General features: G+C 62.8%; 20 protein-coding genes and 3 pseudogenes. 10 read left to right on the forward strand and 13 right to left on the reverse strand.

Annotated features, from left to right (window positions below; genetic code table 11):
• Nucleotides 1-12 precede the first annotated feature (12 nt).
• From WJU18_RS11435 to WJU18_RS11445, 3 genes are read right to left on the reverse strand one after another with little or no spacing between them, the layout of a single operon-like run.
• Nucleotides 13-930: an SMP-30/gluconolactonase/LRE family protein gene (locus WJU18_RS11435; protein ID WP_423460176.1), complete on the reverse strand. Its 918-nt coding sequence runs from the start codon at nucleotides 928-930 to the stop codon at nucleotides 13-15.
• An 8-nt stretch (nucleotides 931-938) separates the two neighbouring features.
• Nucleotides 939-1,262: an AtuA-related protein gene (locus tag WJU18_RS11440; protein ID WP_423460177.1), complete on the reverse strand. Its 324-nt coding sequence runs from the start codon at nucleotides 1,260-1,262 to the stop codon at nucleotides 939-941.
• A 2-nt stretch (nucleotides 1,263-1,264) separates the two neighbouring features.
• Nucleotides 1,265-2,623 (reverse strand): acyclic terpene utilization AtuA family protein, encoded by a 1,359-nt coding sequence (locus WJU18_RS11445; RefSeq protein WP_423460178.1) that lies wholly within the window; start codon nucleotides 2,621-2,623, stop codon nucleotides 1,265-1,267.
• Between the two features lie 105 nt (nucleotides 2,624-2,728).
• On the opposite strand from WJU18_RS11445, the gene WJU18_RS11450 reads away from it, so the two are divergent.
• Nucleotides 2,729-3,625: a LysR family transcriptional regulator gene (locus WJU18_RS11450; protein WP_423460179.1), complete on the forward strand. Its 897-nt coding sequence runs from the start codon at nucleotides 2,729-2,731 to the stop codon at nucleotides 3,623-3,625.
• Between the two features lie 206 nt (nucleotides 3,626-3,831).
• On the opposite strand, the gene WJU18_RS11455 is transcribed toward WJU18_RS11450, so the two are convergent.
• From WJU18_RS11455 to WJU18_RS11465, 3 genes are all read right to left on the reverse strand, one after another.
• Nucleotides 3,832-4,764 carry a dimethyl sulfoxide reductase anchor subunit family protein gene (locus WJU18_RS11455; RefSeq protein ID WP_423460180.1) on the reverse strand — a complete coding sequence of 311 codons (933 nt, stop codon included), beginning with the start codon at nucleotides 4,762-4,764 and terminating at the stop codon, nucleotides 3,832-3,834.
• Between the two features lie 167 nt (nucleotides 4,765-4,931).
• Complete coding sequence (locus tag WJU18_RS11460; protein ID WP_423460181.1) at nucleotides 4,932-5,660, reverse strand: 4Fe-4S dicluster domain-containing protein; 729 nt, start codon at nucleotides 5,658-5,660, stop codon at nucleotides 4,932-4,934.
• Nucleotides 5,657-8,593, reverse strand: coding sequence for a molybdopterin oxidoreductase family protein (locus tag WJU18_RS11465; protein WP_423460182.1), 2,937 nt, complete (start codon nucleotides 8,591-8,593; stop codon nucleotides 5,657-5,659). Before WJU18_RS11465 ends, WJU18_RS11460 begins: the two co-directional genes overlap by 4 nt.
• An 87-nt stretch (nucleotides 8,594-8,680) precedes the next feature.
• Between WJU18_RS11465 and WJU18_RS11470 the strand changes: the two genes are divergently transcribed.
• The gene (locus WJU18_RS11470) at nucleotides 8,681-9,601 is read left to right on the forward strand and encodes a LysR family transcriptional regulator (protein WP_423460183.1); all 921 of its coding nucleotides are present in this window, start codon (nucleotides 8,681-8,683) and stop codon (nucleotides 9,599-9,601) included.
• 21 nt (nucleotides 9,602-9,622) lie between these two features.
• Here the strand turns inward: WJU18_RS11470 and WJU18_RS11475 are convergent, their stop codons facing one another.
• Nucleotides 9,623-10,213, reverse strand: a complete 591-nt coding sequence (locus tag WJU18_RS11475; RefSeq protein ID WP_423460184.1) for a peroxidase-related enzyme — start codon at nucleotides 10,211-10,213, stop codon at nucleotides 9,623-9,625.
• 36 nt (nucleotides 10,214-10,249) lie between these two features.
• On the reverse strand, nucleotides 10,250-10,843 hold the full coding sequence (locus WJU18_RS11480; protein WP_423460185.1) for an NADPH-dependent FMN reductase: 594 nt from the start codon (nucleotides 10,841-10,843) through the stop codon (nucleotides 10,250-10,252).
• Between the two features lie 83 nt (nucleotides 10,844-10,926).
• Here WJU18_RS11480 and WJU18_RS11485 point away from each other — a divergent pair, with 83 nt between their 5' ends.
• The 7 genes and pseudogenes from WJU18_RS11485 (at nucleotide 10,927) to queF (ending at nucleotide 16,643) form a co-directional block, all read left to right on the forward strand.
• Nucleotides 10,927-11,622 carry a CoA transferase subunit A gene (locus WJU18_RS11485; RefSeq protein WP_423460186.1) on the forward strand — a complete coding sequence of 232 codons (696 nt, stop codon included), beginning with the start codon at nucleotides 10,927-10,929 and terminating at the stop codon, nucleotides 11,620-11,622.
• A 15-nt stretch (nucleotides 11,623-11,637) separates the two neighbouring features.
• Complete coding sequence (locus WJU18_RS11490) at nucleotides 11,638-12,279, forward strand: CoA transferase subunit B (RefSeq protein ID WP_423460187.1); 642 nt, start codon at nucleotides 11,638-11,640, stop codon at nucleotides 12,277-12,279.
• Nucleotides 12,280-12,367: 88 nt separating this feature from the next.
• A complete protein-coding gene (locus tag WJU18_RS11495) occupies nucleotides 12,368-13,141 on the forward strand; it encodes a 3-hydroxybutyrate dehydrogenase (RefSeq protein ID WP_423460188.1) in 774 nt (257 codons plus the stop codon).
• Between the two features lie 45 nt (nucleotides 13,142-13,186).
• Nucleotides 13,187-13,960 (forward strand): peroxide stress protein YaaA, encoded by a 774-nt coding sequence (gene yaaA / locus WJU18_RS11500; RefSeq protein ID WP_423460189.1) that lies wholly within the window; start codon nucleotides 13,187-13,189, stop codon nucleotides 13,958-13,960.
• Between the two features lie 27 nt (nucleotides 13,961-13,987).
• Nucleotides 13,988-14,836 (forward strand): 2OG-Fe(II) oxygenase, encoded by an 849-nt coding sequence (locus WJU18_RS11505; protein WP_423460190.1) that lies wholly within the window; start codon nucleotides 13,988-13,990, stop codon nucleotides 14,834-14,836.
• A gap of 97 nt (nucleotides 14,837-14,933) precedes the next feature.
• Nucleotides 14,934-15,245, forward strand: a pseudogene (locus WJU18_RS11510) (alpha/beta fold hydrolase); the annotation flags it as partial.
• Between the two features lie 543 nt (nucleotides 15,246-15,788).
• On the forward strand, nucleotides 15,789-16,643 hold the full coding sequence (gene queF, locus WJU18_RS11515) for an NADPH-dependent 7-cyano-7-deazaguanine reductase QueF (protein WP_423460979.1): 855 nt from the start codon (nucleotides 15,789-15,791) through the stop codon (nucleotides 16,641-16,643).
• A gap of 84 nt (nucleotides 16,644-16,727) precedes the next feature.
• On the opposite strand, the gene WJU18_RS11520 is transcribed toward queF, so the two are convergent.
• The 3 genes and pseudogenes from WJU18_RS11520 to fahA form a co-directional block, all read right to left on the reverse strand.
• Nucleotides 16,728-17,567, reverse strand: a complete 840-nt coding sequence (locus WJU18_RS11520) for an enoyl-CoA hydratase-related protein (protein ID WP_423460191.1) — start codon at nucleotides 17,565-17,567, stop codon at nucleotides 16,728-16,730.
• A gap of 133 nt (nucleotides 17,568-17,700) precedes the next feature.
• Nucleotides 17,701-18,854 (reverse strand): annotated as a pseudogene (locus tag WJU18_RS11525) (Y-family DNA polymerase); the annotation flags it as partial.
• Between the two features lie 88 nt (nucleotides 18,855-18,942).
• Complete coding sequence (gene fahA, locus WJU18_RS11530) at nucleotides 18,943-20,256, reverse strand: fumarylacetoacetase (RefSeq protein WP_423460192.1); 1,314 nt, start codon at nucleotides 20,254-20,256, stop codon at nucleotides 18,943-18,945.
• 555 nt (nucleotides 20,257-20,811) lie between these two features.
• On the opposite strand from fahA, the gene WJU18_RS11535 reads away from it, so the two are divergent.
• On the forward strand, nucleotides 20,812-22,575 hold the full coding sequence (locus WJU18_RS11535; RefSeq protein WP_423460193.1) for a DEAD/DEAH box helicase: 1,764 nt from the start codon (nucleotides 20,812-20,814) through the stop codon (nucleotides 22,573-22,575).
• Nucleotides 22,576-22,622: 47 nt separating this feature from the next.
• Here the strand turns inward: WJU18_RS11535 and WJU18_RS11540 are convergent, their stop codons facing one another.
• Both WJU18_RS11540 and WJU18_RS11545 read right to left on the reverse strand, forming a co-directional pair.
• Nucleotides 22,623-24,041 (reverse strand): FAD-binding oxidoreductase, encoded by a 1,419-nt coding sequence (locus WJU18_RS11540; RefSeq protein ID WP_423460194.1) that lies wholly within the window; start codon nucleotides 24,039-24,041, stop codon nucleotides 22,623-22,625.
• A gap of 4 nt (nucleotides 24,042-24,045) precedes the next feature.
• A pseudogene (locus WJU18_RS11545) lies at nucleotides 24,046-24,437 on the reverse strand (DUF2069 domain-containing protein).
• Between the last annotated feature and the right edge of the window lie 47 nt (nucleotides 24,438-24,484).

A 24,484-nucleotide genomic window follows, 5' to 3' on the forward strand; every position in this document is an offset into this window, starting at 1 on the left:
TGATCGAAAAAACTAGTCCGTATGGGAAAACATCAGCTTGCCGGGATGAGGCAGGCGCGCCATCAAGATGGCCCCCCTTTCGGCTTCGGTGATGAAAAGCGTGCGGCGCTCAGGTCCGCCAAAGGCGACGTTGGTGGTGCGCAGGCCCGTGCACGAGCGGATGCGGTAGAGAGGCTCTCCGATCGGACTGAAGATCCAGACGGTCCCCGCTTGCGCATGCACGACGGCGAGGTTGCCTGCTTCATCCAGGGCCAGGCCATCAGGTCCTGCTGTGCTGCCGGACAATTGGATGAAGCGGCTGACCTTGCCTCTTGTGCCGTCGGGCTCCAGGCGCAAGGCATAGATGGCGTTGTCATGGGTCAGCGCGACGTACAGCACATTCTCTGCCTTGTTCATGACCAGGCCATTGGGCCCGGGCAGGCCGTCCATGATGAGATCGACCGTCTTGCCGTCCGCGCGTAGCCTGAACACCCGGCCAGTCGGGTTGTCCAGGGAACTTTCACCTTGGTCGGTGAAATACAGGTCGCCATTGGATGCAAAGAACAGGTCGTTCAAACCCTTCAAGCCCTCGCGCCTCACGTGTTGCAGATAGGGCTGGATGGTTTTGGCCACCGGGTCGAGCAACATCAGGCCGTGCAGGTGATCAGCGACAAAGATGCGTCCGTCGCGATGGATCTTCAAACCATTGGGCTCGCCAGCGTAGCTCACGACGACCTCGAACTCGCCCCTGGGGTTGACACGCAGGATCCGTCCGTGTGCCAGGTCCACACACCAGAGGTTGCCGCTGCGGTCAAAAGCCGGCCCTTCCAGGAAGGAGTGCATCTTCGTATGGCGAGCAGCCAACCAGGTGGACGCTTGATGGGTCAGGTGAAGCGACTCGGGCAGTTGCGCAAAAATTTCTGTCTGCAGGGGTTCGGCTGGTGGGTACATGGGGCCGCTCAGAAAAGAGATGAATCGGAAAGCTCGATGCCCAGCATCAACGCGCTGAGCGTCTTGCCATGAGGGTCCAACCGCAGTGAGCGCGTCACACCTCCAGCCAGCACGTTGGGGATGACAAAGTTCAGCGCCTTCAGGCTTTCAACTTCGTATCTTCTGACCTCGCTTGCGCCCAGATGGGCAAAGGCCTGACTGACCCGTGCCGCCGTGAGTTCCCGGTGAAGGATGTTCCAGCTCGCATCGTCGTAGGCGAATACGGCGACGTTCGATGTGTTGCCCTTGTCTCCAGCGCGGGCATGGGCCAACTCGTGTACCAGGGTAGCCATGCTCAAACTCCCAGTGTGATGATTTGCGGGCTGACCCAATCACGGGGAATCAGCAGACCGTCTACGGCAATGACTTCCTTCGCGCCATGGTTGAGTGGCCCTCCCGCGCCATACGGGCCTTGCATATTCAACTGCCGCACATGATCTCCAATGAGGTGAGCGCTTTTCTTGTCGGAGCATCTGGCCGCTACACGCAGGCGCACTTCATAGGGCTCGCTGGACATGGCCTTGGCATGACTTCCATGCAAGCTGTTCATGCCAATCAGGTCTACTTGTATCTCGCTGGCTTGGCCGCCGTCCAGACGAAACCGCTCTTTCACGATGTCCGCCGCAAGCTGCGCGCGCGCCAGAGCGTTAGGGCCTGCATAGGCAACTTCACCGCTCCCTATCCAGCCATCGAAGTAGCCTACGACCACCTTGTAGCTGTCGGTCCGCTTGCGCGCGCTGGCGCCCCGCACCGCGACACGGTCGGGACCGGCTTCTTCGAAGTGCAGTCCGTTCAGTGAGAGGACGCAGTCTGGGGTGATGTAGGCGTCGGGGTCGTGAATTTCATAGAGCGCCTGTTCACTGCAGGTCATGCGATCCAGCCGCCCTCCGGATCCTTCCGGTTTGCCGATGAAGAGCTCGCCGTCCGGGAGGATGTCCGCGAACGGATAGGGAAGCTCCGCCAGGCGCGGGACATCTTTCTTTCCGGGATCGGCAAAATAGCCGCCGGTGACTTGCGCCGAGCATTCCAGCAGATGGCCCATGATGGTGCCCGATGCCAACCGGGGCAGGTCATCGTAGCTCCAGCCATGGTGGTGCAAGGCGACGCCGAGAAACAGCGAAGGATCCGCGACCCGGCCCGTCATGACCACGTGCGCTCCGGTTGCCAACGCGTCGCGGACCACGTCGGCCCCCAGGTAGGCATTGGCCGAGGCCAGGCGCGGCAGAATGTCCTCCAGGGGCAGTTGGCGATCCATCAGTGGCAGCTCGGGGTGCTTGCTGATGCGCTCCTTCACATCATCACCCACGACCGCGGCACATTTCAGGTCGTGCCAGCCCAGGGTGTTTCCGATTTCCCTGGCGGCCCGAGCGGCGCCGACGGGGTTGGCTGCACCCATGTTCGACACCAGCCGCACGCCGTTTTTCTGGCACAGGGGGAGGAACGCGCGCATGCGTTCTCCCAGCATCGGGTTGAATCCTTTGGCCGGGTCATGCGAAAGCGTGAGCGTTTCCCGCGCAATCGTCCGCTCAGCCAGACATTCGCATACGAGGTAATCCAGGTCACATCGCTCCAGCAGTTGGAGCGCGGGGCCGATCCGGTCGTCGGCCATGCCCGCGCCTACTCCAATGCGCAATCGATTTTGTTGCCGGTCCATGCTTTGTTTCAGTCTCGCTGTTCTCGCTCATGGAAAGTATCGATCTGTTCTTGTAATGCTCAAAATGATAAATTTTCATCTCGGTAATAAATAGAGAACATCACCATGGCGACCGCGCAACAGACTTTGTCCATTCCTGAATTGGAGGCCGTGCTGCTGGTGGCGGAAACTCGCAATTTCCGCATGGCGGCCGAACGCGCCCATGTGTCGCAGCCAGCGTTGAGCCGCCGGGTACAGGCGGCGGAAGAGAAGCTCAATGCGAGGCTTTTTGACCGTACCAAGCACAGCGTCGCGCTGACCGACGCCGGCGCTGAACTGGTGCCCATTGCGCAGCGCATGTTGTCGGAGTTCCGGAACTCGCTCAGCGATCTCTCGGAGTTCATCGCGGGCCGAAGAGGCAGCGTCACGATCTGGGCGTTGCCATCGATCGCGGCTGCGATCCTGCCCCCGGCGGCGCGTGCCTTTCAGCGGACCCATCCGAATGTGCGCCTGGTGATTCAAGCTGCATCGGCCCGTCAGGTCACGCAGGCCGTAGCCGACGGAAGCGCGGATCTGGGCCTTTCGGTTGCTGTGCCTGATTCGCCCGCCAGCATCCGTTTCGATCCGCTGCTGGAAGAAAGTTTCGTGATGATTTGCCCGCGCGGCGATGTGCTTGCGAAAAGAAAGCGCGTGGACTGGAGCGTCTTCGCGAGCCGTCCGTTCGTGGCGAGCGGACCTGCGAGCAGCATCCGGCTGGTGACAGACCGGATCCTGGCGGCCACGGGGCAGGCGCCGGACGCGCAATTCGTGGCAGACAATATTTCCGTGGTGGGGGCGATGGTGGCTGAGGGCGTCGGCATTGCCGCGGTTCCTAAGCTGGCCCTCCGATTGATGGACCGGGAGCGCCTGCAAAGCGTTGTCCTGCACACGCCCACCGCGACTCGTGAAGTGGGTATTCTGACCAGGAAGCAACGCTCTCTATCTGCCGCCGCAAAGGCGTTCTTGCTGGTGTTGCGGGGGTGAGGCGAGCTATCGCAGCTTAAGAGTAAAGAGGGCGCCGCAAGAGTCCCCTCCGTCATTCCCGCGCAGGCGGGAATCCAGTGCCACTTCCTCACCGCCGCCTGGATTCCCTCCTGCGCGGGAATGACGAGAGTCATCTTCCAGGTTTTTGTGACACCCTCAGCTGTTCGTACGAAGACGACACATGTCTTAGGTAAGTACCATTCGCCCTATGAGCGGCTCCTGTAATACAGATTCTGCGGGTGCTGCCCTTCGGCGAAGAAGCTCCAGCGTTCGGCCAGCATCCCGATCCATTGAATGACGAAGAGCAGGGCCAGCAAAAGGGCAGGGGCCGACCCGGCCCCAAGGCCCAGGGCAGCGGCGGGAATGGCGAAGCCCAGAATGACGGCGGTCCAGCGGATCGTGCGGACGGCCTGGGGTGTCTTGCTGTGGAAGAACTCGCGCGTGTTGAAGGACCCACCCATCGCGCCTTGTGCTTTCTGAATGACCTTGGGGTGGCGCACGCCGATGGCGGTTTGTGTCGTGGTCGTCGGCACGAGGCGCAGGTTGCGCCATAGCGTGGCGCCTCGTGCGAGCGCAGCCACGGCGATGGCGCAGAGGGTCAGCTTGACCAGCGTGGACGTGAACTCCGGTGCCAGCCAGGCGGTCAGTGCCGTCGACAGCAGCAAGCCAGAGGCGAGGCCCAACAAAGCGTAGTTGAGCGGGGTCAAGGGTGTGGCCCACTCCTTGATGGCCTTGATGGCCGCGTAGATCATGCCCGTGCACAGATACAGCAGCAGAGCGAGGGCCGCGGCGATGGCGCCTGCGACCGTGCTCGAGGTGTCCAGCCAGTGAAGAGCTCCCCACGCGGCAACGGCGGCCATGAACGCCGGCAGCACGATCACCTCGCGCGAGAGCCAGGATGTCCGCCACATGGCGGCGGAACGCCAGGCGCGCGAAGGGCGGCCCAGGTGAAACGTCGCGGCCACCAGGCCGATCGCGGAAAGCACGAGGATCACCAGGGCGCCCACAGTGAACAGCGCTGGCGGCGCCTGGGTGAGGCGCCAATGCGTGCTCAGCTGGATGCCGAACAGGACAAGCAGGAGCCCCTGTGCGGCACCGGCCAGGGTGGTGAAGAAAATCATCGAAAACGGGGGATGCATGTCAATTACCCATGGCGCTGCGTGTCACCCGCAGCATATAAAACGCTAAAGGTTCGCGAGGCTGCTGCGCAATCCATTCGGGGGCTTCCGCGGAGCTGGCTTCGCCAGGCCGCTGGAAGCGTCCCCAGCGGGGGATGGCGCGTAAGCGACTCAGGGGGAGTCCCATTTCAATGTTCCCAGTCGGCCTCGAGAGGCCTTCCAGTGCCGTGTACCGGCTCCCGGCCTTCCACGCGCAGAGGGTTTTCCTCGCGGACGATCTGCTGCGGGTCTATGCGCAGCTCGGTCTTGCGGCGGGGCAGGTAGTGATTGGCTGGCAACGTGCCTTGCTCCGGCATGAGCGGGTAGCCGCCGCGCTCACGGATGGCGGTGGACACCTCGGAGTCAGGGTCGTGCACATCGCCGAACAGGCGCGCATTGGTCGGGCAGGCGATCACGCAGGCCGGCCTGCGCTCGGGCTCGGGAAGCTTCTCGTCGTAGATGCGGTCCACGCAGAGCGTGCATTTGCTCATCACCTGGCGCTTCTCGTCGATCTCGCGCACGCCATAGGGGCAGGCCCAGGCACAGTATTTGCAGCCGATGCACTTGTCGTAGTCGACCAGCACGATGCCGTCCTGCTCGCGTTTGTAACTGGCCCCTGTGGGGCATACCGGCACGCAGGGCGGCTCCTCGCAGTGCAGGCAGCTCTTGGGGAAGTGCACGGTCTGCGTGTTCGGAAACTCACCGACCTCGAAGGTCTGTACGCGGTTGAAGAAGGTTCCGGTCGGGTCTGCACCGTAGGGGTTTTCATCGACCAGCGCCCCTGCGCTGCCGGAAGTGTTCCACTGCTTGCAACTGGTGACGCAGGCATGGCAGCCGACGCACACGTTCAGGTCGATCACGAGCGCCAGCTGGGTCATGGCGTGTCTCCTTGCGTATCTTTTTCCTTGCGGCCTGCAAACCAGGCGCGCCACTTCGGTGCTTTGGGGCGTCCTGGCGGCGTGGGCATGGCTTCGAACTGAGGCCAGGTTTGCGCGGGCTCGTCCGCTTCGGCCTTGCGGATCCGTACGCGCACGTCGTACCAGCCAGCTTGCCCGGTGACGGGGTCTGAGTTCGATGCGCGCACGCCGTTGGCGTCTGCCGGCAGTTCTTCGCTGATGAGGTGATTCAGCAGGAAACCAAGCTGTGATTCGTTCGCATCGCTCGAAAGCGCCCAGGCATTCTTGGATTTGCCGATGGCGTTCCAGGTCCACACCGTGCCGGGCTCGACTGCCTCGCTGTGGCGGCACATGCAGCGCACCTTGCCCCACATCGATTCGACCCACATCCAATCGCCGTCTTCGATGCCTTCGGCGAGTGCGGTCTTGGGATTGACGAAGAGGTAGTTGTGCGCATGGATCTGACGCAGCCACGCGTTCTGCGAATCCCAGGAGTGGTACATGGCCATCGGCCTTTGCGTGACCGCGGCCAGCGGATAGCGTTGCTGATCCGTGGTCTGCAATTCCAGCGGTTGGTACCAGATCGGCAGCGGATCGAAGTAGGTTTCCACGCGCTTGCGCAGGCGATCGGGCGGTTGACGGCCTTCACCCTTGCCTTGCGCGGCCAGGCGGAAGCGCTGCATGAATTCAGAATAGATGTGGATCACGATCGGATCCAGATCCCGCCGCAAGCCCACCTGTTGGGCCCATTCCAGATAGCCGCGGTTCCAGTTGCGCATGTACTGGTATTCCAGCGGCATCGTGACGTGGTGAACGCAGTTGTTGGCGGCGTACTGTTCCCACTGCTTGGGGTTGGGCTTGCCGCGCAGGGACTGCTGGCCGTCTTCGCCGCGCCAGCCGATCAGGAAGCCGATGCCGGAGCCGGGAGCGGTTTCATAGTTGACGATGAAATCCGGGTAGTCGCGGTACTTGCGGCTGCCATCGGCCTGCGTGAAAGCCGGCAGTTTCAGTCTTGACGCCAGCTCGATCAGCACTTCCTGGAAAGGCTTGCACTCGCCACGGGGCGGCAACACGGGCACCCGCACCGAGTCGCATGGGCCGTCAAACTCGCTGATCGGGCGGTCGAGCATGGACATCACGTCGTGCCGCTCGAGATACGTGGTGTCGGGCAGGATCAGGTCGGCGAAGGCCGTCATCTCCGACTGGAACGCGTCGCAGACGACGATGAAGGGGATGCGGTATTCGTCCGTGCCCTCCTTCTTGTCCACCAGCATCTCGCGGACCTGCGAGGTGTTCATGCTCGAATTCCACGACATGTTGGCCATGAACAGCATGAGCGTGTCGATGGGGTAGGGCTCACCGCGCCACGCGTTGGTGATCACGTTGTGCATCAGGCCGTGGGCAGAGAACGGGTATTCCCACGAGAAGCCCTTGTCGATGCGAACGGCTTCGCCGGCCTCGTCCACAAAGAGATCTTCGGGCGATTCGATCCAACCCAGCGGAGGCGCATCGAGCGGCTTGCCCGGTTGAACCGATTGCGGCCCCTTGGGCGGGCGGGCGTTGGGCGGCACGGCGCGGGGGTAAGGCGCCTTGTGGCGAAAGCCGCCTGGCCGGTCAATGGTGCCGAGGAGCGACATCAGGATCGCCAGCGAGCGGATGGAGTGGAAGCCGTTGCTGTGCGCAGCCAATCCGCGCATGGCGTGAAACGCGACCGGGTTGCCCTTGACGCTGGCATGCTCGCGCCCCCACCAGTCCGTCCAGGCTATGGGCAGCTCCACCGTCTGATCACGCGCCGTGACGCCCATTTCGTGCGCCAGGCGCCGGATGGTGTCGGCGGGAATGCCGGTGATCTCGGATGCCCATTCGGGCGTGCAATCGCGAACGCGCTCTTCGAGCAGTTGGAAAGCCGGGACGGCGGGCGTGCCGTCGGGCATCCGGTATTCCCCGAACAGTGCAGGATCAGCCCCTTCGGCGTGGTCGGCCACCGGCTGATTGCTGTGACGGTCCCACCACCAGAAATTGTGCGGCCGCAGGGGGTTGATGATGTCGCCATCCTCCTTGCGCAGCATCATCCCGAAGTCGTCGCTGTTTTCGTCGCGATTGACCAGTTGGCCTGCGTTGGTGTAGCGGGCCACGAAGTCGCGGTCATACAGGCCGAGCGCGATCAATTCGCGGATCAATGCCATGAACAGGGCGCCGTCGGTGCCCGGGCGGATGGGAATCCATTCATCCGCGATGGCTGCGTAGCCCGTTCGCACCGGGTTGATGGCCACGAAGCGCCCGCCGGCCCGCTTGAACTTCGAGAGCGCGGCCTTCATTGGATTGCTGTGATGGTCTTCCGCGGTGCCGATCATCACGAAGAGCTTGGCCCGATCCAGATCGGGGCCGCCGAACTCCCAGAATGAGCCGCCGATGGTGTAGATCATCCCCGCGGCCATGTTCACGGAGCAAAAACCTCCGTGAGCCGCATAGTTGGGGGTGCCGAATTGCCGGGCGAAGAGGCCGGTGAGCGCCTGCATCTGGTCGCGGCCGGTGAACAGCGCAAAGCGCTTGGGATCGGTGGCGCGCAGGTGAGCCAGTCGGTCCTGCAGGATCTTGTAGGTTTCCTCCCAGGAGATGGGCTCGAACTCTCCGGCACCGCGGGCACTTCCTGCCTTGCGGCGAAGCGGCTGCGTCAGCCGTGCGGGCGAGTACTGCTTCATGATGCCCGAGGAACCCTTGGCGCACAGAATGCCCTTGTTCAGGGGGTGCTCGGGATTGCCTTCGATGTAGCGCACCTCAGGGCCTTGGCCACCGTCACGCAGATGCACGCGGATGCCGCAGCGGCAGGCGCACATGTAGCAGGTCGTGGTCTTGATTTCCGTGGTGGCACCGGGGAGGGGCGGTGCCAGTGGATCGTGCAATGGCGAGGTCATGCCTTGTTCTCCACGTCTTCTTATTCCTGAATTGATATTTGATCGTAAGACAAGGTCATGAAGAAAAAACGGATAATTGTGTTCAAAATGATCGATAAATCAGATCAATCAACAGGGTTGCAGCACCCCAAGCTGACTTTGCGTCAGCTCAGCATCTTCGTGGCCATGGTGCGCACGGGCACCACGCATGCGGCGGCCGCGCAGATCTCCCGTTCGCAATCCGCGGCGAGCGCGGCGCTGGCCGAACTGGAGGAGGCCCTGGGCGCCAGCCTGTTCGATCGCGTGGGCCGCCGGCTGGTCCTCAACGCCAACGGCCGGGCATTGCTGGCGCCAGCGCAGGCCATGCTGGAGCAAGCGGGAGACATCCAGTCGCTGTTCAAATCCGAAAGAGGCGCTCACATCCGGGTGGCCGCGAGTTTCACCATCGGTGAATACCTGTTGCCGCCGCGGATTGCCGCCTGGAGCCAGGCATGGCCGAAAAGCCTGATTCAGATGCGCGTGGGCAATACCAAGGAAGTGATCGAGTCAGTGGCCGAGCTCGGTGTGGATCTGGGTTTCGTGGAAGGGCCGCAAACCCATGCCGAAGTGGTGATCCATCCCTGGCTGGAGGATGAACTGGTCATCGTGGCGGCGCCTGGACACCCGCTCACGGAGCGCGTGGTGGCACGGCGACAACTGGATGAAGCCCACTGGGTGCTGAGGGAGGCCGATTCCGGGACGCGCAAGGTGGCCGACGAATGGCTGCTGAACAACCTCCGGCAGGTGAACGTAGCCATGGAACTGGGCAGCACCGAAGCCATCAAGCGCGTGGTGGCCTGTGGCGACGGCATTGCGTTTCTATCGGGGCATGCCGCGGAGCAATCGCTCAAGGATGGCCGGCTGGCGATCGTGCGGACGGATTTGCCCAAGGCACGGCGGCGGTTGGGGGTGGTCGTTCACCGCCGCAAGCAGCAAGGGCAGGCGGTGCTTGATTTCATCAGGCACTGCGGCGCTCAAATTGCGGGTTGACGAATGCCCGCCCTATAAGAACTACCTCTTCTCTCTCGGAAGGCGGCCCATCAGGTAAAACTCCGGGTTGGGTTGCATGCCGCTGAAACTGGCGATCCGGTTGGAAAGGCCAAAAAACGCCGTGATGGCGGCGATGTCCCAAATGTCTTCGTCATCGAAGCCATGGGCATGCAGAGCTTCGAAGTCGGCATCATCGATCTCGGCTGAGCGCTCGCACACTTTCATGGCGAAATCGAGCATGGCCTTCTGGCGCGGGCTGATGTCGGCGGCCTTGCGGTAGTTCACCGCCACCTGATCGGCGACCAGCGGCTTCTTCTCGTAGATGCGCAGCAGCGCGCCATGCGCCACCACGCAGTACAGGCACTGATTGGCGGCGCTGGTGGTGGTGACGATCATTTCCCGATCGCCCTTGGTGAGATGGCTCGTACGGCCCGCGCTTTCTGGCTCCATCAACGCATCGTGGTAGGCGAAGAAAGCGCGCCATTCGGCGGGGCGGCGCGCCAGTCCCAGGAAGACGTTGGGCACGAATCCTGCCTTGGCCTGCACCTCCAGTACCTTGGCCTTGATGTCGTCTGGCAGCGTGTTGATATCAGCAAGCGGGTAGCGGCTCATGAATGTCTCCGGAAGATGATGGCGAGCTTATTCTCTTCATTTTGAGCGCAACGCAGTGGCCAGCGAGGCGAGCGCTCCGAGGGCCGCCTCGACTGACTGTGCGGCTCTTGGGTCGGCCAGCTCGCCGGCCGGATTGAACGCTTCATGCGCGCGCCCCAGCGCAAACTGCTGTGGCACGACGATCATCTGGAAGGCCATTTGCAGGTACTGCCGCAGGAAGTTCATCGACCGCATGGCGCCGCCTGCTCCTGGGGATGCGGACAGAAGAGCAGCGGGCTTGTTCGCCGTGGTGGCCAGGCCTGCCGGGCGCGCACCATTGCCCTGGATGCGGGAGAGCCAGTCGAAGGAATTGATGACCAGCGGCGTGGGAAAGCCGTTGTACTCAGGCGTGACGATCAGGATGCCATCGCTTCCAGCAATGGCGTCCTGGAGTTTGAGTGCTCCCGGCGGGACACCCTGCGCGGCTTCCAGGTCACCGTCGTAGACGGGCAGCTCCAGTTCCCTGAGATCAAACACGGATACGCGCGCACCCATGCGCGTGGCCGCATGGGACGCGGCGGTGGCAAGCGTGAGATTCAGCGACCCGCGCCGTACGCTGCCGGGAATGATGAGAATATGAAGCGGTTCCATGGTGGCTTTCCTTCGTTTAATCTCGGCGTCAAGCTGGGGGCATAGAATTGGCCGGGATTGCTCAAACTGTTGGAGACTTTCAATTGAACAAAATATACCCTTCAGCCGAAGAGGCGCTCAAGGGCGTCATCAAGGACGGCCAGATGCTGGCCGTGGGCGGTTTTGGCCTGTGCGGGATTCCTGAGGCACTGATTCAAGCGCTGCATGACTCGGGTGTCAAGAATCTGACTTGCGTGTCGAACAACGCCGGCGTGGACGGTTTCGGCCTGGGCAAGCTGCTGGAGACCCGGCAGATCAAGAAAATGATCGCCAGCTACGTGGGCGAGAACAAGGAGTTCGAGCGCCAATACCTGGCCGGTGAACTCGAACTGGAATTTACGCCCCAAGGCACGCTGGCCGAGAAGCTGCGCGCTGGCGGCGCAGGTATTCCGGCCTTCTTCACCAAAACGGGGGTCGGCACCCTCGTGGCAGAGGGCAAGGAGCTGCGCGAATTCGACGGCCAGACCTACGTGATGGAGCGCTCGATCGTGGTCGATGTGGCACTGGTCAAGGCCGACGTGGCCGACGAGGCCGGCAACCTTCGCTTCAATCTGACGGCACGCAATTTCAATCCGGCCGCTGCCATGGCAGGCAAGCTCTGCATTGTGGAAGTGGAGCGGGTCGTGCCAACCGGCGAGCTGGCGCCTGACGATATTCACCTGCCCGGCATCTACGTGCACCGTATCGTGCATAACGCCAATCCTGAAAAGCGCATCGAAAAGCGTACTGTCCGCACATAATTTTTGGAGATAGCAATGGCTTGGACGCAAGATCAAATGGCCGCGCGCGCCGCGCAGGAATTGGAGGACGGCTTTTACGTGAACCTGGGCATCGGCATCCCGACGCTGGTGGCCAATCACGTGCCAGCCAACAAGGAAGTCTGGCTGCAGAGCGAAAACGGCATGCTGGGTATCGGCCCGTTCCCGACCGAAGACGAGGTGGATGCCGATCTCATCAACGCCGGCAAGCAGACCGTGACTACCATCAAGGGCAGCAGCATCTTCGGCAGCCATGACAGCTTTGCCATGATCCGCGGCGGCAAGATCAACCTGAGTATCCTCGGCGCCATGCAGGTGAGCGAGCAGGGCGATCTGGCCAACTGGATGATTCCTGGCAAGATGGTCAAGGGCATGGGCGGCGCCATGGATCTGGTGGCGGGCGTGCCGCGCGTCATCGTGCTGATGGAGCACGTGGCGAAGAAGAAAGACGGCACCACCGACCTGAAAATCCTGCCCAAATGCACGCTGCCGCTCACGGGTGTGGGCGTGGTGGATCGCGTCATCACCGATCTAGGCGTGTTCGACGTGACCAAGGGCGGCCTGAAAGTGACCGAGCTGGCCGAGGGCGTGACCTTCGAGGAAGCGCAGTCGAAGACAGGTGTGACGCTGCTGAAGTAAAGGCACGCGCCGCGTTTGGATCCAGAGAGCAGGGAGCGTTTGACAGCGCGTCCCTGCTTTTTTGTTTTATTTCCGGGAGAACAATGTCATGACTCTGAAAAACAAAACCGCTCTTGTGACCGGCTCCACGAGCGGTATCGGGCTGGGTATTGCCATCGAGCTGGCCAAGCAAGGCGTGAACATCGTCATGAATGGCTTTGGCGATGTGGAGGGCCCGAAGGCCCAGATCGCGGCCTATGGCGTCAAGGTGGAGTACCACGGCGCCGACATGAGCAAGCCGGCCGAGATCGAGGCCATGATGAAATTCGCGGCTGAAAAATTTGGCGGCGTCGATATCCTGGTGAACAACGCCGGCATCCAGTACGTCGCCAACGTGGAAGACTTTCCAACCGAGCGCTGGGACGCGATCATTGCCATCAACCTCAGCTCGGCCTTCCATACCACGCGCCTGGCCATTCCCCACATGCGGCAGAAGAACTGGGGCCGCATCATCAATATTTCCTCGGCCCACGGCCTGGTCGCGTCGGCGGCCAAGAGCGCTTACGTGGCGGCCAAGCACGGGATCATCGGCCTGACGAAGGTCACGGCCCTGGAAACGGCTACCACCGGCATCACGGCCAATGCCATCTGCCCCGGCTGGGTGCTGACGCCGCTGGTGCAAAAGCAGATCGACGACCGCTCCGTGCGCGAGAAGATCACTGTGGAGCAGGCTACCAAGGAACTGCTGCAGGAAAAAGAGCCCTCGCTTCAGTTCACGACGCCCGAGCAATTGGGCGGTATGGCTGTTTTCTTCTGCTCGCCTGCCGCCGACAACGTGCGCGGCCAAGCCTGGGCATCGGACGGCGGCTGGACGGCGCAGTAATCCGCGCGGGGGTTTTGATGGATGACACGCCCTAGAATCGGGCGCATGCTGTTTCTTCTGTCCCCCGCAAAAGCGCTCGATTACGACACCCCGGTGGCGGATGATCTACCCCATACACAACCACTGTTCACCCGCCAATCAGCGGAGCTGATCAAGGTGCTGCGCGAGAAGTCGCCGGCGCAGATCGCGGAGCTGATGCGCCTGAGTGATGCGCTTTCGGCGTTGAACGTAGCACGTTATGAGGCTTGGTCATCCCGGTTCACCGCCAAGAACTCCAAACAGGCGGTTCTGGCCTTCGATGGCGATGTCTATGGCGGCCTGGATGCGAAAAGCCTCACGGAGGCTCAGATGGGCTGGGCTCAGGAGCACATCTGCATTCTGAGCGGCCTGTACGGCGTGTTGCGCCCACTCGATCGCATGCAGCCCTACCGGCTCGAAATGGGCACTCGGCTGCAGACGGAAAAAGGCTCCAATCTGTACCAATATTGGGGCAGCCAGATCGCCGACTACTTGAACGAACGGCAAGCCAGCGAAAAGACGCCCATCGTTGTGAACCTGGCTTCCCAGGAATACTTCAAATCGGTGGATCGCAAATCCCTGCAAGCGCGTGTGATCGACTGCGTGTTCGAGGATTACAAAGCCGGCCAGTACAAGGTCATCAGCTTTCTGGCCAAACGCGCGCGTGGGCTCATGGCCCGCTATGCGGTACAAAAGCGGGTAAGCACCCCGAAGAAGCTCGAAGATTTCGATCTGGAAGGCTACGCTTTCGAGCCGTCAATTTCCGAGCCCAACCGACTGGTGTTTCGCAGAAAACGTTGACGCAAACGCCGAGATGAGGGACTACCCATGAGCCAGCACATCACCCCCGAACTTCGCGAATGGATCGTCGCCCAGGCCCAGGCCGGTCATACCGCCGAGTCGGTCCTGCAGTCGATGAAAGCCTCCGGCTGGGATGAGGACGTGGCCGTCGAGGCCATGGAGTCCACGCTGCGCGGCCATCTCGACAAGCAGGCCGCCGCGCAGGGCCTGCCGCCAGCAGTACCGGTGCCTGAGCCAACCATCGCCGATTCACCTTTGTACCTGGATGGCGGTGACCGCCAGGTGGCCGTGCTGGGCGCCATGGCGCTGCCGCGCCTGGTGATTTTGGGCAATCTGTTGTCCGACCAGGAGTGCGACGAACTGATCGCCGCCGCCACGCCGCGCCTGAGCCGGTCGCTTACGGTCGCTACCAAGACAGGCGGGGAGGAGGTGCATGCCGACCGCACCAGCCAGGGCATGTTCTTCCAGCGCGGCGAAAACGAGCTGGTCTCGAGGATCGAGGCGCGCATTGCCAAGCTGCTCAACTGGCCGGTCGAAAACGGAGAAGGCCTCCAGGTGCTGCAATACGTGCCAGGCACCGAATACCGTCCGCACTACGACTACTTCGATCTCTCCGAGCCGGGCACGCCGACCATCCTCAAGCGAGGCGGCCAACGCGTCGGCACCGTGGTGATGTATCTGAACGAGCCGGAAAAAGGCGGTGGCACTACGTTCCCGGGCGTGCATTTCGAGGTGGCGCCCAAACGCGGCAATGCGGTGTTCTTCAGCTATGAGCGCCCCCATCCTTCCACCAAGACCCTGCACGGCGGCGCACCCGTGATCGCGGGGGAAAAATGGATTGCGACGAAGTGGTTGCGTGAAGGGGAGTTCCGTTGAGTGTGACCAGAGGCAGCGCTGCATGAAGCTGCACGTGAACGGCATCACCATCGAGGCCGAGGACTCAGGTGGTTCCGGCGAGCCGGTGTTGCTCATCATGGGGTTGAATGGCCAGCTCATTCATTGGCCAGACAGCCTTCTGCAAGGCCTGACGGGCGCGGGCTACCGGGTGCTGCGCTTTGACAATCGGGATGCCGGTTTGTCGACCCACCTCGCAGACAAGCCCGCACCCCGCATTCCCTGGGTAGCCACCCAGGCATGGATGGGCTTGCGTCCGAGCGTGCCCTACAGGCTGGCCGACATGGCGGCCGACGCGCTGGGTGTCCTGGATGCGCTGGGCCTGTATCGCGCGCACATCGTCGGTCTGAGCATGGGTGCCATGATTGCCCAGCGTGTGACGCTGGCCGCGCCGGAGCGGGTGCGTTCGCTGACCTGCATCATGGGCAGCAGCGGCGGGCGCGGCTTGATGAAGCCCAAGGCGGCCGTTTTGCGCGCAGCCACCACCAAGCCGCGCGGCAGCGCTGACATGGCCGCGCTCGAGCAGTACTACCTGAATTTTTTCGCGCCATCTCCAGCCCGACGCTGCCGCCGCCGGAGAGCGAGCTTCGGGCGGCGCTGGAACGCACCGTACGCCGGGGCGGCCTGGACACGGAAGGCACCTACCGGCAGCTTGCGGCCATCCTCGCCGACGACGACCGTGCCGAGCTGTTGTCCCGCATCGCCTGCCCGACGCTGGTCATGCACGGGGCTGAAGACACTTTGCTGCCGATGGCGTGCGGCGAGGATACGGCCAGGCGCATTCCAGGCGCCCGGCTGGAGATCATTGCAGACATGGCGCATGATCTGGTGCCGGCCGCGCACCCTGAAATCGTACGCCGAGTGCTGGCCGTTCTGCTACCTTTCCTGGCTGGGCAGGACGTGCGGCAAGAACCCTTTTCCTAGGAGTCACGGCATGAGCCATTCCCCAGGCGCAGCGGATTCTCCGCTGGGCAAATCCACCGTCTATGCCGATCAATATGATGCCGGCCTGCTGTTTCCTATTGCCCGGGCACCCCAGCGGGCCAGCATGGGGATCCAGGGCCAGCCGATGTTCTTTGGCGCCGATCTCTGGACGGCCTACGAGCTTTCCTGGCTGAACCCGCGCGGCAAGCCCCAGGTGGCTATCGCGCACATCATGGTACCGGCCGAGAGTACGCACATCATTGAAAGCAAATCCTTCAAGCTCTACCTGGGCAGCTTCAGCGGTACACGCTTTGCCGATGCCGACGAAGTGCGCCAGCGCATCCGCCAGGATCTGAGCGCGGGCATCTGGCAGGGCGGTCCGGTGCGGGCGTCCGTGGGCGTCAGGCTCGTAGCGCCAGAGGAGTTCGATCAGGAGCCCCTGCAAGAACTGGATGGCCTGAACCTGGACCGGCTGGATATTGAATGCGACCGCTTCGAGCCTGCGCCGGACCTGCTTTCCTCCGCGCAGGATGAGCAGCCGGTGGAGGAAACACTGACCAGCCGCCTGCTGAAAAGCAACTGCCCGGTGACGGGGCAGCCGGACTGGGGCAGCGTGCAGATCCGCTACATAGGGCCGCAGATCGATCAGGCAGGGCTGCTCAAGTACATCATCAGCTTCCGGGGCCACGATGAGTTTCACGAGCACTGCGTGGAGCGGATGTTCACGGACATCTGGGCGCGCTGCCGGCCGGCCAAGCTGTCGGTCTACGCGCGCTATACGCGGCGGGGTGGCCTGGATATCAACCCCTGGCGCACCAGCCACCCGGGGCCGATGCCCCTCAGTGTGCGTACCGCGCGACAGTAGCCCTGGGACCGCCAAGCTCCAGCTTGGCATTCAGGCCACAAGGACACGCTGCTGCCAAGCTGGAGCTTGGCGGTCCCAGGGGGCTCAATCACCAAAAGTCTTCAGCGGAGACAGCGGTGGAAACTCTCCCGCACGCTTGTCCTTCATCGCAGTCACGGCTTCCCGCACATGCGCATTGCTCCAGATCGAGCCCTGGAGCCAGCCCATCTGGCGCAGGCTGTCTTCCACCGAATGATCCCGCGCGTAGTTCACAGCCTGCTTGGTGCCCCAGATGGCGATTGGCGGCTTGGCGGCGATTTCGGCGGCGCATTGCAGCGCGGCGGCGAGTGTGGCTTCCTGCGTGTCGAAGACCTCGTTGACCAGGCCGTACTGCATGGCTTTCTGCGCGCTCAGGCGGCGGCCGGTATAGGCCAATTCCTTGACGACGGCCATCGGCATCAGTTTGGGCAAGCGCTGCAAAGTGCCCACATCGGCCACCATGCCGATGTTGATTTCCTGGATGCAGAAGAAGGCGTCCGCGCTGGCATAGCGGATGCAGGTGGCCGTCACCATGTCCACCGCACCGCCGACACAGCCGCCATGGATGGCGGTGATCACAGGGATGCGCAAGGTCTCGAGCTTGGTGAAGGTCGCCTGTAGATCTCCCAGCAGATCGAAGATAGCCGCGCGGCCTTCCGCGCTTTGGTCATCCATCTGAATGGCACCGCCAAAAACATCGAGCGCCATGCCGGCGGAAAAGTGCTTGCCCGTGCTGGAAATCACCAGTGCGCGTGCTTCGCCGCTCCTGTGCAACTCCGTCAGTACGGCATCCAACTCGTGCCAGAAGGCTGGATTCATGGTGTTCATCGCTTCCGGGCGGTTGAGCACCAGGTGAGCCACATGGTTGTGGATGGTGAGCGAGAAGCTGGTGAGTTGCAGGGGCATGAATGTCTCTTGGGTGAGTGTTAAAAAGCTCCCCGGTCAGCGTGTCGTGCCCTCTCGTTCTATTCGCCAGGAGGGCTGGGTCCGCGCCGGTGGATGACGCATTCTGGGCCAATCCGTCGGGAATGGCATCCGCTTTTACCAGCGAGCCCACGCGCACCCCCAGCAGGCGCAGGCGGCGGGAAAGGTCGGCGCGCTTCAGGCACAGGCCCGCCACGCGGCGGATGAGCTTGGCGTCCGACGTATAGGCGTCGATGCTCTGGTCCCGCGTGACGATCTTGAAGTCGTCAAAACGCAGCTTGATGCCGATGGTCTTGCCCACATAGCCCTTGGCGGCCAGATCGCCGGCCACCTGCTCGCACAGCCTCGTAAAAATAGCTCCCAGCGTGGCGCGATCGTGCACGGCGTGCAGATCGCGGTCGAAGGTGGTTTCCCTGCTCATGCTGACCGGTTCGCTTTCGACCACCACCGGGCGGCTGTCGCGGCCATGAGAGGCTTCGTTCAGCCATGCGCCGTAGGCTTTGCCGAAGTTGGCCACCAGCCATGCACGGTCACGCGCGGCCAACTCGCCTATGGTGTGGATGCCATAGCCCTGCAGCTTCGCGTCAGCCTTCGGCCCGATGCCGTTGATCTTTCGGCAGGGCAGGGGCCAGATCCTGGTCTCGAGATCGCTCTCATGCACGATGCTGATGCCGTTCGGCTTGTTGAATTCGCTCGCCATCTTGGCGATGAGCTTGTTGGGCGCCACGCCGATGGAGCAGGTCAGCCCCGTGACGTTTGCGATGCCTTTCTGGATCAACCGCGCCAGTACGCGCCCCCCTCACGCTGGCCGCCCGGTACGTCGGTGAAATCGATGTACACCTCATCCACGCCACGGTCTTCCATCACTGGGGCGATATCCCGGATGACCTGCTTGAACATGCGCGAATACCGGCGGTATTGATCGAAATCGACCGGCAGCAGAATCGCCTGCGGGCAGAGCTTGGCAGCTTTCATCAGCCCCATGGCGGAGCCTACCCCGAACCGGCGCGCGGGGTAGGTGGCCGTGGTGATCACGCCGCGTCCTACGTAATCCTGCAGAAGGGGGAAAAACTCGACAGGGATCTCGGCGAGATGCTCGGCTGTCCATTCGCGCTCCGGAAACGCTTCGTTCAACCGGGCAATCAGGTCATCCTCGCGCCGCCGCGAACCGCCAATGACCATCGGCAGGCCTTTGAGCTGGGGATAGCGTAGCCATTCGACGGACGCGTAGAAGGCGTCCATGTCGAGGTGGGCGATGCGGCGGGACATGATTGATCTTGCACGACTGGCTGCTCAACGCCCTCTTTTTCCGGAAGAGGGGGTGAAAATGCTTTGAACACGCTCTTAGCGCGTGCTCTTATGCGGCGGGCAGCACGGTCCCCACGCATTCACCAAACCCGATGCGAACGGCACCTGGCTTTTCGCACCAGCCCCGCAGCACCACCGTATCGCCGTCCTCCAGCCAGGTCCGGGTTTCGCCGTTGGCCAGCTGGATCGGATTCTTGCCTCCAGAAGTCAGCTCGATCAGCGCGCAGGCCTGGTCCAGGGTAGGGCCGGAGAGGGTGCCTGTACCCAGCAGGTCTCCTGGCTGCAGGTTGCAGCCGTTCACCGTGTGGTGGGCCACCATCTGCCCTGCTGTCCAATAAGCGTGGCGATAGTTGGTCAGGGTGATGCGGGCCGGTGCAACCTTGGCTTCGCGCATTTTTGGTGTTTCGATGAGCGCTTCGAGCTGAATGTCGAGGCCGCCCGAGGCGCTGTTGGCAGCACTGCTGAGATAGGGCAGTGGCTGGGGATCGCTCTCAGGGTGGGCGAAGGCGGCACGGAAGGGGGCGAGTGCCTCCATGGTCACCACCCAAGGTGAAATGGTGGAGGCAAAGTTCTTGGCCAGGAAGGGGCCCAGAGGCTGGTACTCCCAGGGCTGGATGTCCCGGGCTGACCAATCGTTGAACAACACCAGGCCAAAAATGTGCGACTCCGCTTGCTCGATCGGGATGGCGTCACCCAGTTCATTGCCCTGGCCGATGAGAATCCCCATCTCCAGCTCGATGTCCATGCGCGCGCTGGGTTTCACCTGAGGGACTTCGGCCTCCGGTGGTTTCACTTGGCCGCGCGGCCGCTTGAACGATTGCCCCGAGACACCAATACTTGACGACCGGCCGTGATAGCCGATGGGCACCCATTTGTAGTTGGGCAGCAATGGGTTGTCCGGGCGGAATTGCTTGCCGATATTGGTGGCGTGGTGCACCGAGGTGTAGAAATCGGTGTAGTCGCCAATGCGCGCCGGCAGATCGTATTCGGCCTCCGATTGGGGCACCAGGCAGGCTTTCAACGCAGCTTCGCGCGAGGATCCTTGGCGGAGGGCTTGCGAGAGCGCGCCACGCAAACGGGAAAGGGGTTGCGTGCCGAGACCCATCAGGTGATTGAGGGTGGGTTCGGCGGCGGCTTGCGCTGCTGGCAGCGCATCGCCTTCGAACACGCCGGCTTTCAGGGCCGCAGCCATGTCCACGATCTGATCGCCAATGGCCACGCCGCCACGCAAGGATTCCTGGGCACCACGGCGGCGGAAGATGGCGAAAGGCAGGTTCTGGATCGGAAAATCGGTCTGGCCGCTGTTGGCTGACTCCACCCAGCTTTTCAGGGCTGGATCGTGTGTTTCGTTAAGTTGGGTCATGAGGTCTCCTGCGCCATGTTGGCTGACGGCATGTTGAACATAATTTGCAATGGCGTGGATGGTACCCAGCCTGGAGGGGCCATGCCAAAACAAGGTGTTTCGCGCACGCTGTCAGCGCTTGTTGATGAGGAATAGCGTCGCCTTTTGGCTGCGAACAGTCATGTTGCATTGCAGCAATTTGCGTTTCAGGTGATAATCGAAGGCTTCGCGGATCGGCAATAGGCCGGCGCGTTAGATACATCTCCCTTCTCGCACGCTGTCACCCGTCAAACTGGCCATGATGCCGGGGGTTGACTCAAAGGCGGAAAGCAGGGGGCCTTCTCAGATCGTGAATACGTTCTTGAGGCCACCGCATTTGTTTTCCGTCCAGCGTTACGCTGTTTTTTCAGCGCCACGCTGTTTCTTTTGCATGCCGCGTTGTTGGATGGTTGGTGTTTTTGAAACCCCGGGTGCCTTGAGCGCCCGCCATTTGACATGCGCGCAGCCGCTTGACCTGCCAGGGCCATTGCTCCCTTGGCAGAGCTTGGCTTTTTGCATGCCGGAAAGAAACAACACATGGATTCCTTCGATCACCTGACAGACCTGCCTTCGCAAGACATTGCTCCCGAGGCTGCCAGTTCCATTTCCACTCCCGTGGCCCCCACGGCACCTGTGGCCCCCGCTCCCAACGCCTTCGCTGCACTTGGCCTGGCACCTGAACTGGTGCAGGCCGTGACCGATCTGGGCTTTTCAGAGCCCACCACTGTGCAGGCCCGCGCCATTCCCCTGGCGCTGCAAGGCGATGCCGAGCATTTTGCCGACCTCATGGTGTCCAGCCAGACCGGCAGCGGCAAGACGGCGGCCTTTCTGCTGCCAGTGTTGCACACCTTGATCGGTCTGCAGCAGCAAGCCTTCGAGCAGGAAAAAGCCGCCTGGGATGCCAAGGTGGCTGAAGCCCTGGCACGCGGCGAGGCCGCGCCCAAGCGCCCACGCCGCAAGGACCCCACCAACCCCCGCCACTTCAAGCCCGCCGTGCCCGGCGCGCTGGTGCTGTGCCCCACGCGCGAGCTGGCCCAACAGGTGGCGGCCGACGCCATTGATCTCGTCAAGCATTGCCGCGGCTTGCGCATTGCCAACATCGTGGGCGGCATGCCCTATCAGATGCAGATCGCCAAGCTGCAGAACGCGAACCTCGTGGTGGCCACGCCCGGCCGTCTGCTTGATCTACAGCGCTCCGGCCAGATCCGCCTGGATGAGGTGCGTTTCCTGGTGGTCGACGAAGCTGACCGCATGCTCGATCTGGGCTTCGCCGATGATCTGGCTGAAATCAACGAACTGACCGCCCAGCGCCAGCAGACCATGATGTTCTCGGCCACCTTCGCGCCGCGCATCCAGCAACTGGCCATGCGTGTGATGCACGAGGGCGGCGCACGGGTGCAACGCGTGCAGATCGATTCTCCGAAAGAGCGCCACGCCAACATCCGCCAGGAACTCTATTGGGCAGACAGCCCTGAGCACAAGCGCCGCCTGCTGGATTACTGGCTGCGCGATCCTGGCATTGACCAGGCCATCGTGTTTGCCTGCACCCAAGTAGAGTGCGAAGAGTTGGCCGAAGACCTGCAGCAGGCCAACTTTGCCGCCGTGTCGCTGCATGGAGCACTGAGCCAGGCCGTGCGCAACCGCCGGCTGAATGCGCTGCGCGACGGCCGCGTGCAAATCCTGGTGGCCACCGATGTGGCTGCGCGCGGGATCGACGTGCCCACCATCACGCACGTCTTCAACTTCGGCTTGCCGATGAAGGCCGAGGACTACACGCACCGCATCGGCCGCACGGGCCGCGCCGGCCGCGACGGGCTGGCCGTGACCCTGGCCGAAATCCGCGACCGCCGCCGTCTGGCCGATATCGAGGCCTACACGCAGCAGCCTTTCCGTCCGCTCACCGTGGATGGCCTGGAGCCGACCAAGTTCTTCCCTCCCGTGACGGGGCCCAAGGAGCACGGACGTGGCGGCAAGCCGGGCGGCCGTCCGCGTCGTGGCGGTGGCCGTGAAGGCTTTGGCGGTCCTCGCGGGGGCGAATCCCGTGGTCCGCGCCAATTCCGGCCGGATTCGGGCTTTGACCGGCAAGAACGCAGTTTTGACCGCCCCGAGCGTGGCGCTGGCGACCGCCGCAGGGAAGGCGGTGCCGGCGATTTCGGCCGGCCTGGCCATGGCCAGCCGATGGCGCGCGTCAAGGCCACCACTTTTGGCCAGAACCGCAAGCCTGCCGCTCCGCGCGGTCATGGGGCCCCGGCTGGGCGCCCTGCGGCCAAGCCCTACGCGCCGCGCAAAGCGGGCCGCTGAGACCGTACGAGGCCCGCTCCGCTTGCCGGAGCAGGCCTCCCCTGCTTTTAGGTTTGAAGCACCCGCCCAGGATTCATGATGCCCTCAGGATCGAGGGCTTTTTTGATCGCCTGCATCATCTCCAGCGCCACCGCTGATTTGTAGTTCGGCAACTTGTTGACTTTCAGGCTGCCGATGCCATGTTCGGCGCTGATCGAACCCTCATGCCGGGTCACGGCATCGAACACCAGGGTATTGATGCGGTCCTCATGCTGGCGCAGGAATTCGCGCGCGTCGCCACCCTCGGGTGTCTGTACGTTGTAGTGAAGATTGCCATCGCCCAGGTGGCCAAAATCGACCAGGCGCACGCCGGGAATCTCACGGGCCAGCAGGGCGTTAGTTTCCTCCACGAAGGCGGGAATGCGTGACACTGGCAGGCTGATGTCGTGCTTGATGTTCAAGCCTTCTTCAGACTGCGCCAAAGGGATGCTTTCCCGGATGTGCCACAGGGTGCCCGCTTGGGCCAGGCTCTCGGCCACCACGGCATCAGCCACGCAACCGGACTCCAGCGCCGCTTCCAGCAGGCGCTCGAATTGCACCCTCGCATGTTCCTCGCCCTCATGGTCCGAGTTTTCCAGCAACACGCACCATGGATGGTCACGCCACAAGGGTGCGCGCAGTTGCGGCATATGCTTGTCCACCAGGCTGAGCGCGAATTGGTTCATCACCTCGAAACCCGTCAATCCGGCGCCCAAGTGTTTGTGCGCCAAGCCCAGCAGGTCCACGGCGGCCTGCATCGAGGGTACGGCAGCCCAGGCGGTCAGGCGTGCCGCGGGCAGCGGGTAGAGTTTCATCGTGGCGGCGGTGATGATGCCCAGGGTGCCTTCGCTGCCGATGAACAGGTCCCTCAGGTCATAACCTGTGTTGTCCTTGCGCAGGCCGCTCAGGCCGCTCCATATCTCGCCTTTCGCGGTCACCACTTCGAGGCCCAGGCACAGCTCACGTGCGTTGCCGTAGCGCAGTACCTGAGTGCCTCCCGCATTGGTGCCGAGGTTGCCGCCCAGCGTGCAGCTTCCCTCCGCGGCCAGGCTCAATGGAAACAGAAATCCCGCCGTTTCGGCCGCGGATTGCAGGTTTTGCAAGATACAGCCGGCTTCGGCGGTGAGGGTCAGATTGGCCGGATCGATGGCGCGCACGGCGTCCATGCGCCGCAGGCTCAGCACCACCTGCGTGCCGCTTTCATCGGGCACCGAGCCTACCGCCAGCCCCGTGTTGCCCCCTTGCGGCACGATGCTGGTACCGTGCTGCGCGCAAGCCTTGACCACTTCCGCGACTTGGGCGGTGTTCGCGGGGCGTACCACGGCCAACGGGCGGCCTTGGGCGCGCTGGCGCCAGTCGCGTGTGTAGGCGCTCAGATCGCCTTCGGTCAAGACGTGGGTGGGGCCGACAATGCGGCGCAGGGCGTCTGGCAGGCTGGATGAGGTCATGGCTTCAGCTTTCTCTTTCTATTGGGGTGCTCGCCGCGGCTGAGCGCTTGGCGTGCTTTTGCCGCAAGCGCACGTGCAGCGTGCATGCGGTGAACAGCACCACGCAGAGCAGCACCTGCAGCATCGCGAGCTGGTTGCTCGGTGGGCGGTCTCCGCTCGCACGCACAATACCCTCGGTCACGTAGAGCCAGATGAACAGCGACACCCAGCGGTAGGTGTACATGCGCAATCGGAGCAGACCGGGTAGCGGCAGCAGGAGGGGAGAACCTTAAGTGCCAGCCAGGAGCCGCCAGGGCGCAGCGGCGCCAGCCACAGCTCCCAGGCCAAGACAAGCGCGATCAGTGCCAGCAGCGCGGAGACGGCGACGATTCTCGTCCAGCGGACGTCGGTATTCATGCGGGTATGGTCAAGATATTGAGCGGTCGATGACCGTTTTCTAGGAT

It is taken from the genome of Ottowia sp. VDI28, assembly GCF_049532675.1.
In the GTDB taxonomy this organism is placed as follows: Bacteria; Pseudomonadota; Gammaproteobacteria; order Burkholderiales; family Burkholderiaceae_C; genus Ottowia.